Genomic DNA, 13556 nt, shown 5'->3' with positions numbered 1-13556 from the left:
AAGTTAAAAGGATATCGTTATGCGTACTGAGTATTGTGGGCAGATCAATCTGTCTCATGTAGGCCAGCAAGTGACACTGTGCGGTTGGGTTAATCGCCGTCGCGATCTGGGCAGCCTGATCTTTATTGATATGCGTGACCGTGAAGGCATCGTGCAGGTGTTCTTCGACCCGGACCGTCAGGCGGCTTTCGATCTGGCGTCTGAACTGCGTAACGAGTTCTGCATCCAGATCACCGGCACCGTGCGTCCGCGTGATGAGAAGAACAAAAACAAAGATATGGCCACCGGTGAGATCGAAGTGTTCGCCACCGACCTGACCATCATCAACCGCTCAGAACCGCTGCCGTTAGACTCCAATATGGCGAACAGCGAAGAAGCGCGTCTGAAGTATCGCTATCTTGACCTGCGTCGCCCTGATATGGCGAACCGCCTGAAAGCTCGTGCGAAAATTACCAGCTTTGTGCGCCGCTTTATGGATGAGCACGGTTTCCTCGATATCGAAACCCCGATGCTGACCAAAGCCACGCCGGAAGGTGCCCGTGACTATCTGGTGCCAAGCCGCGTGCATAAAGGCAAATTCTACGCCTTGCCACAGTCGCCACAGCTGTTCAAACAGTTGCTGATGATGTCCGGTTTTGACCGTTACTATCAGATCGTCAAATGTTTCCGTGACGAGGATCTGCGTGCTGACCGTCAGCCTGAATTTACCCAGATCGACGTTGAAACCTCGTTCATGACCGCCGCTCAGGTGCGTGAAATCATGGAACGTCTGGTCCGCAATCTGTGGGTTGATGTGAAGTCTGTTGAACTGGGTGACTTCCCAACCATGACCTTCGCCGAAGCGATGCGTCGTTTTGGTTCCGATAAGCCAGACCTGCGTAACCCAATGGAGCTGGTTGACGTCGCAGACCTGGTGAAAAACGTTGAGTTCAACGTCTTTGCTGGCCCGGCTAACGATGCCAAAGGCCGTGTTGCGACACTGCGTGTGCCGGGTGGCGCGACGCTGAGCCGTAAGCAGATTGACGACTACGGCAAATTTATCGAAATTTATGGCGCGAAGGGCCTGGCTTACATCAAGGTCAACGAGCGTGTTAAAGGCCTGGAAGGGATCACCAGCCCGGTAGCGAAATTCCTTAATGCAGAAATCGTTGAAGAGATTCTGGCACGTAACGGCGCCGCCGATGGCGATATGATCTTCTTCGGTGCGGGCAGCGCGAAAGTCGTGGCCGATGCCCTGGGTGCTTTGCGTCTGAAACTGGGTCGTGACCTTAAGATCACCAACGAGGCCTCCTGGGCGCCGCTGTGGGTCGTGGACTTCCCGATGTTTGAAGACGATGGCGAAGGCGGTCTGACCGCGATGCACCATCCGTTTACCGCGCCGAAAGAGATGACGCCGGAAGAACTGAAGAACGCACCGGAAACCGCGATTGCTAACGCCTACGATATGGTCATCAATGGCTATGAAGTGGGTGGCGGTTCCGTGCGTATTCACAACGGTCAGATGCAGCAGACGGTGTTCGGCATTCTGGGTATTGAAGAGCACGAACAGCGTGAGAAGTTTGGCTTCCTGCTGGATGCGCTGAAATACGGTACGCCACCGCATGCGGGTCTGGCCTTTGGTCTTGATCGCCTTGTCATGCTGCTGACCGGCACGGATAACATTCGTGACGTGATTGCCTTCCCGAAAACCACCGCTGCGGCCTGTCTGATGACCGAAGCGCCAAACTTTGCTAACCCGGCCTCACTGGCCGAGCTGGGCATTGAAGTGGTCAAGAAAGTGAAAGATCAGCCGTCAGAGAATAACTGATGGCGTATAAGCATCCGGTGTCGGTTCTGGTGGTGATTTATGCCCAGGATACCCGGCGGGTGCTGATGTTGCAGCGACGCGATGATGTGGATTTCTGGCAGTCGGTGACCGGCAGCCAGGAGCCGGGCGAAAGCCTGGCGCAGACCGCGCAGCGGGAAGTGATGGAAGAGATTGGCATTGATATAAACGCCGGGCAGCTCACATTAGTGGACTGCCAGCGTAATATAGAATTCGAAATCTTTACGCACTTTCTTCATCGTTACGCACCGGGCACCACCCATAATCGGGAACACTGGTTTAGCCTCATGCTCCCTGCGGAGTGCAGCATCACATTGAGCGAGCATCTGGCTTTTCAGTGGCTGGATGCCCCGGCCGCCGCCGCGCTCACCAAGTCCTGGAGTAACCGCCAGGCAATTGAAGAATTCGTACTGTAATTTTTATTTTATCTTTTGAACTTAGCTAAACGTTCAGGCGTTATCGGCGCAGATAGTTTGCGCACGGCCAGCGCGGAGCAACCGCAGCATACTTATGTATGTGAGGATTGCGAGCACTGCCCGGGTGCAAAATAGCAAGCAAGATAGCCTGTGCAATAGGCAATCTGGAGACTCAGTGTAAATGGCGGGACATAGTAAATGGGCGAATACCAAGCACCGCAAGGCTGCTCAGGATTCCAAACGCGGTAAAATCTTCACCAAAATCATTCGTGAGCTGGTGACTGCTGCCAAACTGGGCGGTGGTGATGCTAACTCCAACCCGCGTCTGCGTGCGGCGATGGACAAAGCACTGTCAAACAACATGACCCGTGACACCATGAACCGTGCGATTGCACGCGGCGTGGGCGGTGATGATGACAGCAATATGGAAACCATCATTTATGAAGGTTACGGCCCAGGTGGCACCGCTGTGATGGTGGAGTGCCTGAGTGATAACCGTAACCGTACCGTGTCAGAAGTGCGTCATGCCTTCACCAAAACCGGTGGTAACCTTGGGACGGATGGTTCTGTGGCCTACCTGTTCACCAAAAAAGGCGTGATCACCTTCGCACCGGGCCTGGAAGAAGACCAGGTGATGGATGCGGCGCTGGAAGCCGGTGCTGACGATGTGATGACCTGGGACGATGGCACCATCGACGTATTCACCGCATGGGAAAGCCTGGGGGCCGTTAAAGACGCGCTGGACGCGGCGGGTCTGAAGGCAGAAAGTGCCGAAGTCACCATGATCCCATCGACCAAAGCCGATATGGATGTGGAGACCGCACCAAAACTGCTGCGTTTGATCGATATGCTGGAAGACTGCGACGACGTGCAGGAGGTTTACCATAACGGTGAAATTTCTGACGAGGTGGCGGAAACCCTGTGACACTCCGTCCATCACATCGGGTGAGCGCGTAATGGCTATTATTTTGGGGATCGACCCCGGTTCGCGCATCACCGGTTACGGTGTGATTCGGCAGGTGGGGCGGCAGTTAACGTATCTGGGCAGTGGATGTATCCGCACCAGTGTGGCTGACCTGCCGTCGCGCCTGAAGCTGATTTATGCGGGTGTTAGCGAGATTATTACTCAGTTTCAGCCTGAGTTTTTCGCGATTGAGCAGGTCTTTATGGCGAAGAACGCCGACTCAGCCCTGAAACTGGGCCAGGCGCGCGGTGCGGCCATTGTTGCTGCCGTGAACCAGGATCTGCCAGTGTTTGAGTATGCGGCGCGGCAGGTGAAGCAGACCGTTGTGGGCATCGGTAGTGCAGAGAAAAGCCAGGTACAGCATATGGTGCGTACCTTGCTCAAACTGCCAGCGAACCCCCAGGCGGATGCCGCCGATGCGCTGGCGATTGCCATCACGCATTGTCACCTGAGCCAGAACGTCAATCGTATCGGTGAGGGCAAGCTTAACCTCGCTCGTGGTCGTCTGAGTTAATGGACAATGGCCCGCTAATCTCAACAGGCTGGATATTCATCCAGCCTTTTTTATGCTATAAACTCCCCTCTAAATTGTTATCAGAAGGAAGCGAATGTGATAGGTCGTCTGAGAGGCATTATCCTGGAAAAACAGCCGCCCGTGGTGTTACTGGAAGCCAGCGGCGTGGGTTATGAGGTGCAAATGCCAATGACCTGTTTTTATGAGCTTCCCGACATCAACCATGAAGCGATTATCTTTACTCACTTTGTGGTGCGCGAAGATGCGCAGTTGCTGTTTGGTTTTAACAGCAAGCCGGAGCGGGCGCTGTTCCGTGAACTGATCAAGGTTAACGGCATCGGGCCTAAGCTGGCACTGGCCATTTTGTCCGGTATGTCAGCGCAGCAGTTCGTCACCGCCGTTGAACGTGAAGAGATTGCTGTGCTGGTGAAACTGCCAGGCGTGGGTAAGAAAACCGCTGAGCGCTTAGTGGTGGAAATGAAAGACCGCTTCAAAGGGATGCACGGCGATCTGTTTGCCACCGATGCACCGTTTGCACTGACCAGTGAAATGCCGACAGAAGCCGCCAACGATGCCGAAAGCGAAGCCGTTTCTGCCCTGGTGGCGCTGGGGTATAAACCTCAGGAAGCCAGCCGCATGGTCAGCAAAGTGGGTAAACCGAACGCCGACTGCGAAACATTGATTCGCGAAGCCCTGCGCGCCGCTATTTGATTTGAGGTAGAGCATGATTGAAGCCGACCGCCTGGTCTCCGCCGGGGTCATCACCGAAGAAGAAGTTATCGACCGCGCTATCCGCCCGAAAATGCTGGCAGAGTACGTTGGTCAGCCGGTGGTGCGTGAACAGATGGAAATCTTCATCGAAGCCGCTAAGAATCGCGGTGATGCGCTCGACCATCTGTTGATCTTTGGCCCGCCAGGCCTGGGAAAAACCACGCTGGCAAATATTGTTGCTAACGAGATGGGCGTTAACCTGCGTACTACATCCGGCCCGGTGCTGGAGAAAGCAGGCGATCTGGCGGCGATGCTGACCAACCTCGAACCTCATGATGTCCTGTTTATTGATGAGATCCACCGACTGTCGCCCGTGGTGGAAGAAGTGCTGTACCCGGCGATGGAAGACTATCAGCTGGATATTATGATCGGGGAAGGCCCGGGCGCGCGTTCGATTAAACTCGACCTGCCGCCGTTTACCCTGATTGGCGCCACCACGCGCGCGGGCTCACTGACGTCACCGTTGCGTGACCGTTTCGGCATCGTGCAACGTCTGGAGTTTTACCGGGTAGAAGACTTACAGCATATCGTTGCCCGTAGTGCGTCCTGCCTCGGTTTGCCATTGAGTGAGGATGGCGCGCTGGAAATCGCCCGCCGTGCTCGCGGTACGCCGCGTATCGCTAACCGACTGCTGCGCCGCGTGCGTGACTTTGCCGAGGTGCGTGCGAACGGCAGTATGAGCGGTGACGTGACCTCAAAAGCACTGGATATGCTGAGTGTGGATACCGAAGGTTTCGACTATATGGACCGCAAACTACTGCTGGCGATTATCGATAAATTTATGGGTGGCCCGGTCGGGCTGGATAACCTGGCGGCGGCAATCGGTGAAGAGCGCGAAACCATCGAGGACGTGCTGGAACCGTATCTGATCCAGCAGGGCTTTATTCAACGCACGCCGCGTGGCCGTATGGCCACCCAGCATGCTTACAAGCACTTCGGCATCGACCGACCAGAATCACAGTAAGTAGGGGCGAGGGATGCTTCCTTGCCCGTGCAAAAACGGCGGGTTACACCGCCGGTTTCTTCACCATACTCAGCATGAACATCACCGCTGCCCCCAGCACCACAGAAGGGCCGGCTGGCGTATCGTAGAAGGCAGAGAAGGTCAGACCGATGGTCACGGCCAGAATGCCAATGACCACCGCCAGTGCCGCCATCTGCTCCGGTGAGCGGGCAAAACGACGGGCGGTGGCGGCAGGGATAATCAGCAGTGAGGTGATGATCAACGCCCCGACAAATTTCATCGCTACCCCAATCGTCAGCGCCGTGATCAGCATCAGAATCATTTTGGTCCGCTGAATATTGACGCCATCCACCTGCGCCAGCTCAGGGCTGATGGTGATTGACAGCAGGGCACGCCATTGCCACGCCAGCAGAAGCAGAACCACCGCCACACCCGCGACAATCGTCCACAGATCGGTTGGTGTCACGGCCAGCAGGTCACCAAACAGATAGGCCATCAGATCCACACGCACGTCAGACATCAGGCTGACCACCACCATGCCCAGCGACAGCGCACTGTGCGCCATAATGCCCAGCAGGGTATCAATCGCCAGATGCGGACGACGCTCCAGCCACACCAGCACCAGCGACAACAGCAGAGTGACTACGATCACTGCATAAAACGGACTGACATTAAGCAGCAGGCCAAAAGCTACGCCCAGCAAGGAGGCATGTGCCAGCGTGTCGCCAAAATAGGACATGCGACGCCACACCACAAAGGAACCCAGCGGCCCGGCTGCCAGCGCCAGTAATACGCCTGCTAACCAGCCGGGTAATAATAATTCAATCATGACGGCCGGTCCCTTTGCGCAAAATAATTCGTCCCTGGAGATCGTGACGATGGTTGTGATGGTGGCGATAAATCGCCAGCTGTTCAGCACCGCGTTGGCCGAACATCGAGATAAATTCAGGGTGTTTGGACACCGCTTCTGGCGTACCCGAACAGCAGATATGGTGATTGAGGCACAAGACCTCGTCGGTTTTCGCCATCACCAGATGCAGGTCGTGGGAGACCATCAGCACGCCGCAGTTGAGTTCGCGGCGCAGCTGGTCGATCAGGTCATACAGCGCCACCTGACCGTTGACGTCAACGCCCTGCGTGGGTTCATCAAGCACCAGTAGCTGCGGCTGGTTGAGCAGTGCTCGTGCCAGCAGCACACGCTGCATTTCGCCACCGGAGAGTTTTTGTAGCGGGTATTCCAGCAGATGAGCCGCCTGCACGCGTTTCAGCGCGGGCAGAATATCGTCTGACTTTACCCCAGGTCGCAGACGCATAAAGCGCGCAACCGTGAGGGGCAGGGTGACATCAAGATGGATTTTTTGCGGCACGTAACCAATACGCAGTTGCGCCGGGCGCAGCAGGGTACCGGCGGTGGGGGCAATCAGCCCGAGCACCACGCGCACCAGCGTTGATTTACCGGCCCCGTTCGGCCCGAGCAGGGTCAGAATTCGGCCAGGTTGCAGCGAAAGTGACACATCGGACAGGACACGGCGCTGTCCAAAGCTCACAGAAATTTTTTCAAGGGTGATCAAAGATGACATGTCGATTACTGGTTGCAGAAAATTACGAATGTTATAATATCACAATCCATCAGCTCTTCACGATGGATTGAATCATTATGTTACACAAAAAAACACGTGCCTTATCAATGCTCGCAGGCATGAGCATTGCCGCTTCGCTTGTGCTTCCTGCCCATGCAGACGTTGTTGCCTCCGTTAAACCTGTTGGATTTATCGCTGCCGCGATTGCGGATGGCGTCACACCGGTGAATGTTTTGCTGCCCGATGGTGCCTCAGAGCATGATTATGCCTTGCGTCCTTCCGACATTAAACGCTTAAAAAGCGCGGATTTAGTGGTCTGGGTTGGCCCGGAAATGGAAGCGTTTATGACCAAATCTGCCGCCAGTTTGCCCGCACAAAAGAACGTCGAAATGAGTGCCCTCCCAGGTGTGAAAGGCTTGCTGCTGAAGGGCGGCGAAGACGAAGAAGAAGAAGAGCATGAAGCACATGCGGGGCATTCGCATGAGGCTGCTGACAGCCACGATCACCACCATCATGGTGAGTATAATATGCATCTGTGGATGTCTCCGGAGATCTCAAAGCAAACGGCGATTGCAATCCATGGAAAATTGTTGGAACTTATGCCGCAAAGCAAGGACAAACTAGACGCAAACCTGCAGCACTTTGAGGCAGAATTGGCGTCAGCCGATGCGAAAATCAGTAAACAGTTGGCCCCGGTTAAAGGCAAAGGGTATTTCGTTTTTCATGATGCTTACACTTACTTTGAAAAACACTTCGGTCTGACCCCATTAGGTCATTTTACCGTCAACCCTGAGATCCAACCCGGTGCGCAGCGTTTACATCAAATACGAACACAGTTGGTTGAGCAAAAAGCAGCCTGCGTTTTTGCTGAACCACAATTCAGGCCAGCCGTGATAGAGGCCGTTGCCAGAGGGACCACCGTGCGTTCGGGCACACTGGATCCACTCGGGACGGACATCACCCCAGGTAAAGACAGCTATGTGACATTCCTCTCACAGTTGTCCAGCCAGTATGAGAGCTGCCTGAAAGGAGAATAGAGGAACATTTAAGTGCAGCAGATATCCCGCGCTGTCGCCATGGCGTTTAATAATTTACCCCGGCCCCACCGCATTATGTTGGGGTCGCTGACCGTTGTAACGCTGGCCGTCACGCTGTGGCGGCCTTACGTTTATCATCCGGGTAACGAAAGCCCGATTGTTAAAACCGTCGAGCTCGATAAAAATCAACTACGTACCTTGCTTCCTGAAGCCAGTGAGCCGATAGATCAGGACACCCCATCCCCGGCTGACGATGCCCCGAAAGATGAAATCGATGAAGACGTTCCGGATGAAAGCGGCACGCACGATTACGTTGTTTCAACAGGTGATACCCTCAGCAGCGTGTTAAACCAGTACGGCATTGATATGTCGGAAATCAACATGCTGGTGAAAAGCGATAAAGATTTGCGCAACCTGCAAGTCGGGCAGCAACTCTCATGGTCGCTGAACGACAATGGTGATTTACAGCGCATTACCTGGGAAGTGTCCCGCCGTGAAACGCGCACTTACGACCGCTCCGGTGACGGCTTCAAACCCTCTTCTGCCATTCAGAAGGGAGAGTGGCAAAACAGCGTATTAAGCGGTGTGGTCAACGGCAGTTTTGTCAGCAGTGCCAGGAAAGCGGGGCTGTCCAGCAGTGAAATCAGCGCGGTGATTAAATCCCTGCAATGGCAGATGGATTTCCGCAAGCTGCGTAACGGCGACAAGTTCTCCGTACTGATGTCGCGCGAAATGCTGAATGGTAAAAGCGAGCAGAGTGAACTGGCTGGCGTGCGCCTGAACAGTGGTGACAAAGATTATTACGCGATCCGTGGGGCAGACGGTAAGTTCTATGACCGTAACGGTTCCGGCCTGGCGCGTGGTTTTATGCGTTTCCCAACCGTGAAACAGTATCGCGTGTCATCGAACTTTAACCCGCGTCGTTTAAATCCGGTAACCGGGCGTGTTGCGCCACACAAAGGCGTGGACTTTGCTCTGCCAGTGGGGACGCCAGTGCTGGCTGTCGGTGATGGTGAGGTTATCGTTGCTAAACGCAGCGGTGGGGCGGGTAACTACGTTGCCGTTCGCCATGGACGTCAGTATATGACGCGCTATATGCATCTGAAGAAGCTGCTGGTGAAACCCGGTCAGAAAGTGAAGCGTGGCGATCGCATCGCGCTTTCCGGTAATACGGGGCGTTCTACGGGGCCACACCTGCACTTTGAAATCTGGATTAACAATCAGGCAGTGAACCCGTTGACGGCCAAACTTCCGCGTATGGAAGGGTTGACCGGTAAAGACCGTCGCGATTACCTGGCGAAAGTGCGCGAAGTCGTGCCTCAACTTCGCTTCAAGTAAGATTGCTGCACATAAAAAAGCCGATGGTGGATGCCATCGGCTTTTTTTTAGCCTAAACAGGCGCATTCACGGCAATAACTTTGCAAAATCTTCCGTCAGCACTATCATAAGCCCGTTATTGTTCGAGGCCAGTGCATGGAAAACAGAAAAAATAATCAAATTGAGTTCATTCCCACGTTTAACAAAAGTTTCTTATTGCCACGCTATTGGGGAAGCTGGCTGGGTGTTGGCGCATTTGCCAGTCTGACGCTGGTGACCCCACGTCTGCGTGACCCGTTACTGGGTGCATTAGGTCGTCTGGCAGGGAAATTTGCCCGCAGTGCGCGCCGTCGTGCACAGATTAACCTGTTGTACTGCATGACGGATAAGTCAGAGCAAGAACGCGAAGCGATCATCGACGAGATGTTTGCCGTTGCCCCGCAGTCGATGGCGATGATGGCCGAACTCGCCCTGCGGCCGAAGAACGCAAAGAAGCGTATTCGCTGGCACGGACGTGAGATTATCGATGATTTGCAGAATAACGGGCAGAATGTCATTTTCCTGGTACCCCACGCCTGGGCCGTCGACCTGCCGGCGATGGTGCTGGCGTCTGAAGGGCAGCCGATGGCGGCGATGTTCCATAACCAGAGCAATCCGGTAATGGATTACGTCTGGAACCGGGTAAGACGCCGTTTTGGCGGTCGTATGCATGCGCGTAACGACGGCATCAAACCGTTTGTCCTGTCTATCCGTCAGGGATACTGGGGCTATTATCTGCCGGATCAGGATCACGGTGCAGAGCAGAGTGAATTCGTTGATTTCTTCGATACTTACAAAGCTACGCTACCCGCGGTAGGGCGTATGATGAAAGTCTGCCGGGCGAAAGTGGTACCGCTCTTCCCGGTGTATGACAGCAAACGCCACTGTCTGGATATTTATCTACGTCCGCCGATGGACGATCTGCCGGATTCTGATGATGCTTCACAGGCTCGCCGGTTGAATAAAGAAGTGGAAGATTTTGTGCGTCCGCATCCGGAGCAGTACACCTGGATACTCAAGTTGCTGAAAACACGCAAACCCGGTGAGAAAGAACCTTACGATCGCAAAGAACTTTATCCAAAGAAGTAATACTGGCAGGGGACAACGCGCTATGTTGTTGTCCCCTGGCCGATCAGTTCAGTGAGGAACGACGCTTCCATTCCCGCAGAAATGCCCGTACTAACACGCACCACACCAGACCGCAGGCCAGATTCGCCAGGCTGAAAGCGCGGGCACCGTCGCTAAAGTAAGCAAACTTCGCCAGCTCAATCCCCAACGCAAACACCAGAATACTCACCATGCCGAGCATTGCGGCGACACTGCCTTTGCCTGCCTGGCTGGAAAACAACGTCAAACGGTACAGACCCGCGTTCACCAGTCCGGTGCCAAAACCGTAGAGACTGAGCCCGGCAGTCAGCCACAGGTAGCTGTGCTTGTCGATAACGGAGGCCAGTGCGGCGATCCCAAGGCCCAGTAAAATCGGCCAGGCGCCCAGGCGCAGCGGTTGATCGATAGGCACGCGAGAGGCAAGCTTGCCCAGGGTCAGGTTCCCGGCAATCATGGCGACGAATACGGGAAGCTGCAACAGCGCGTAATCCAGCCGTGTCAGCCCCTCATCGTGGATCAGGATCACGGGCGACAGCGCCACCCAGGCCAGGCACGGGATGGTCACCAGGCCTATTGCCAGTGAACCACTCATCACCTGACGGTCTTTCAGCAGGGCCAGATACCCTTTGCCCAGAGAGGGAAGTGACAGCGACATCTGCGGGTCACCGGCCGTTTCCGGCATGGTACGCCACAGGCCCAGAAGGGCAATGGCCGTGACGGCACCAAACAGCCAGAACATGGTACGCCAGTCACTGATTTCCAGAAATGCAGCCCCGGCCAGCGGACCCGCGAGCGGAGCCAGCAGCGCAACGTTGGCCATTAACGCCATGATACGCACGCTAAGGGCTTCATCGAAGGCTTCCTGTATCGCGGCATACCCCACGGCGCCAATGAAGCACAGGCTGATTCCCTGCAGGAAACGCAGCAGGATAAATTGCTCGATGCTCTGCACCCAATGGGTCGCCATACAGGTCAGCATGAAGAAGGTAACTCCGGCGAGCATCACCGGGCGCCGACCCAGCTTGTCCGACAGGGGGCCCAGCAACCACTGCAACACAATGCCGCCAATCAGATAGGCCGTCAGAGAGGCTGATACCCATTCTGGCCCAACGTTAAATTCCTGAGTGACCAGCAACATACCGGGCTGAATCATATCGTGGGCGATATAGGTCGCAAACTCGAAGAGGACTAATGACAATGGGAATATCAGGTGTCGACGGGTCAGGTTCGACAGTGGAACAAATGACGCCATTCTGGCTCCCTCCAGGGGGTGGTGTAATGCAGCAGCGTGTCAGCTTTCGGAACCGCGCTAACATAACGCATTCTCGCCCGATCACAATGCATAAATATGAAGGTGAGGTAGGTGGCCATTTAACGGCATCACATGATGGAGAGTTGAGGGGTAATACGCTTTGCAGAGTGAGTCTAAAGCGAGCACGAAGTGGGAGTGGAATATATTGGGCCTTGCGGCCCAATATATTCAGGCGGAATTACTCAACGCGCAGCACACGGCTGGTATTGGTGGTTCCGGTGGTGCTCATCACATCGCCCTGGGTAACGATAACCAGGTCACCTGACATCAGGAAGCCTTTTTCACGCAGCAGATTGATAGCGTCATGCGCAGCGACAACGCCATCATTATTGCTGTCGAAGAAGACCGGGGTGACACCACGATACAGCGCGGTCAGATTCAGCGTGCGCTCATGGCGCGACATCGCGAAAATTGGCAGACCTGAGGTGATACGTGAGGTCATCAGCGCAGTACGGCCTGACTCGGTCATGGTGATAATGGCCGTGACGCCCTGCAGATGGTTCGCTGCATACATCGCCGACATCGCAATGGCTTCTTCGATGTTATCGAACTGCACATCAAGACGGTGTTTGGAGACGTTAATGCTTGGGATTTTTTCTGCGCCCAGGCAGACTTTCGCCATCGCTGAAACGGTTTCTGCCGGGTACTGGCCTGCTGCCGTTTCTGCAGACAGCATGACGGCATCGGTGCCGTCGAGCACGGCGTTAGCCACGTCCATGACCTCTGCACGCGTCGGCATCGGGTTAGTGATCATCGATTCCATCATCTGGGTGGCAGTGATCACAGAACGGTTTAACTGGCGAGCACGACGGATCAGGGCCTTCTGAATACCGACCAGCTCCGGATCACCAATCTCAACGCCCAGATCGCCCCTGGCCACCATCACGACATCCGAGGCAAGAATGATGTCATCCATCGCTTCCTGGCTGGCAACGGCTTCAGCACGTTCCACTTTGGAGACGATTTTTGCATCACAGCCGGCTTCACGTGCCAGACGACGTGCATAGTTGAGATCTTCACCACAGCGGGGGAAGGACACGGCCAGGTAGTCGACGCCAATTTTGGCGGCGGTCAGGATATCGGCTTTGTCTTTTTCCGTGAGCGCTTCGGCTGACAGGCCACCACCGAGTTTGTTGATGCCTTTATTGTTCGACAGTGGCCCACCAACGGTCACTTCGGTGAAGACTTTCATGCCCTGGACTTCCAGTACCTTCAACTGTACACGGCCATCATCCAGCAGCAGGATATCGCCCGGTACCACATCGGCAGGCAGACCTTTATAATCGATCCCCACTTTCTCTCTGTCGCCTTCGCCTTTGCCCATGCTGGCATCCAGCAGGAATTTTTCCCCGATATTCAGGAAAACCTTGCCTTCTTTAAAGGTAGAAACGCGGATTTTCGGCCCCTGAAGGTCACCCAGAATCGCGACATGCCGTCCCAGTTTAGCGGCAATCTCGCGCACTTTGTCGGCGCGCATTTGGTGATCTTCTGGCGTGCCATGTGAGAAGTTAAGACGAACGACGTTGGCGCCGGCAGCGATGACTTTTTCGAGGTTATTATCGCGATCGGTAGCGGGGCCCAAGGTGGTTACAATCTTGGTTCTTCTGAGACGTCGAGAGGTGGACCTAGGGATGACAGATGGAATCGGCTGGTTATTCATTGAGAGACCCATTAAGTGAATAGTTAGTCAGGTTCTTAGATTAAATATGC

13 protein-coding genes are annotated in these 13556 nt (G+C 54.8%); 9 read left to right on the top strand and 4 right to left on the bottom strand.

The genetic code is table 11. The features are described from left to right. Positions 1–19 precede the first annotated feature (19 nt). The 6 genes from aspS (at position 20) to ruvB (ending at position 5454) form a co-directional block, all read left to right on the top strand. The gene (gene aspS / locus FY046_RS01280; RefSeq protein ID WP_171148390.1) at positions 20–1807 is read left to right on the top strand and encodes an aspartate--tRNA ligase; all 1788 of its coding nucleotides are present in this window, start codon (positions 20–22) and stop codon (positions 1805–1807) included. Next, on the top strand, positions 1807–2241 hold the full coding sequence (gene nudB, locus FY046_RS01275; protein WP_259150499.1) for a dihydroneopterin triphosphate diphosphatase: 435 nt from the start codon (positions 1807–1809) through the stop codon (positions 2239–2241). The genes aspS and nudB overlap by 1 nt, the downstream gene beginning before the upstream one ends. A 181-nt stretch (positions 2242–2422) precedes the next feature. After that, positions 2423–3166: a YebC/PmpR family DNA-binding transcriptional regulator gene (locus FY046_RS01270; protein ID WP_133841782.1), complete on the top strand. Its 744-nt coding sequence runs from the start codon at positions 2423–2425 to the stop codon at positions 3164–3166. 31 nt (positions 3167–3197) lie between these two features. Next, complete coding sequence (gene ruvC / locus FY046_RS01265; RefSeq protein ID WP_133841783.1) at positions 3198–3719, top strand: crossover junction endodeoxyribonuclease RuvC; 522 nt, start codon at positions 3198–3200, stop codon at positions 3717–3719. Between the two features lie 96 nt (positions 3720–3815). Further along, positions 3816–4430 carry a Holliday junction branch migration protein RuvA gene (gene ruvA / locus FY046_RS01260; RefSeq protein WP_133841784.1) on the top strand — a complete coding sequence of 205 codons (615 nt, stop codon included), beginning with the start codon at positions 3816–3818 and terminating at the stop codon, positions 4428–4430. Between the two features lie 13 nt (positions 4431–4443). Then, on the top strand, positions 4444–5454 hold the full coding sequence (gene ruvB / locus FY046_RS01255) for a Holliday junction branch migration DNA helicase RuvB (protein ID WP_133841785.1): 1011 nt from the start codon (positions 4444–4446) through the stop codon (positions 5452–5454). Positions 5455–5497: 43 nt separating this feature from the next. Here ruvB and znuB read toward each other — a convergent pair whose 3' ends face one another. Both znuB and znuC read right to left on the bottom strand, forming a co-directional pair. Next, entirely contained in the window at positions 5498–6283 is a 786-nt protein-coding gene (znuB, locus tag FY046_RS01250; protein WP_133841786.1) for a zinc ABC transporter permease subunit ZnuB, read from the bottom strand. Further along, positions 6276–7034, bottom strand: a complete 759-nt coding sequence (gene znuC, locus FY046_RS01245) for a zinc ABC transporter ATP-binding protein ZnuC (protein ID WP_133841787.1) — start codon at positions 7032–7034, stop codon at positions 6276–6278. The genes znuB and znuC overlap by 8 nt, the downstream gene beginning before the upstream one ends. A 77-nt stretch (positions 7035–7111) precedes the next feature. Between znuC and znuA the strand changes: the two genes are divergently transcribed. The 3 genes from znuA to lpxM all read left to right on the top strand — a co-directional run bounded on the left by znuA (position 7112) and on the right by lpxM (position 10516). Next, the gene (gene znuA, locus FY046_RS01240) at positions 7112–8071 is read left to right on the top strand and encodes a zinc ABC transporter substrate-binding protein ZnuA (RefSeq protein ID WP_133841788.1); all 960 of its coding nucleotides are present in this window, start codon (positions 7112–7114) and stop codon (positions 8069–8071) included. Between the two features lie 12 nt (positions 8072–8083). Continuing rightward, positions 8084–9409 carry a murein DD-endopeptidase MepM gene (gene mepM / locus FY046_RS01235; protein WP_133841789.1) on the top strand — a complete coding sequence of 442 codons (1326 nt, stop codon included), beginning with the start codon at positions 8084–8086 and terminating at the stop codon, positions 9407–9409. A 135-nt stretch (positions 9410–9544) separates the two neighbouring features. Next, complete coding sequence (gene lpxM / locus FY046_RS01230; protein ID WP_133841790.1) at positions 9545–10516, top strand: lauroyl-Kdo(2)-lipid IV(A) myristoyltransferase; 972 nt, start codon at positions 9545–9547, stop codon at positions 10514–10516. Between the two features lie 43 nt (positions 10517–10559). On the opposite strand, the gene FY046_RS01225 is transcribed toward lpxM, so the two are convergent. Together FY046_RS01225 and pyk are read right to left on the bottom strand one after the other, a co-directional pair. Next, positions 10560–11786 carry an MFS transporter gene (locus FY046_RS01225; RefSeq protein ID WP_133841791.1) on the bottom strand — a complete coding sequence of 409 codons (1227 nt, stop codon included), beginning with the start codon at positions 11784–11786 and terminating at the stop codon, positions 10560–10562. A gap of 238 nt (positions 11787–12024) precedes the next feature. After that, positions 12025–13506: a pyruvate kinase gene (gene pyk, locus FY046_RS01220; RefSeq protein ID WP_446185622.1), complete on the bottom strand. Its 1482-nt coding sequence runs from the start codon at positions 13504–13506 to the stop codon at positions 12025–12027. Positions 13507–13556: the final 50 nt, after the last annotated feature.

The organism is Erwinia sp. 1181_3, from assembly GCF_052824965.1.
Note: the sequence above shows the minus strand (reverse complement) of the source record. Positions and strands in the feature narration are given on the sequence as shown.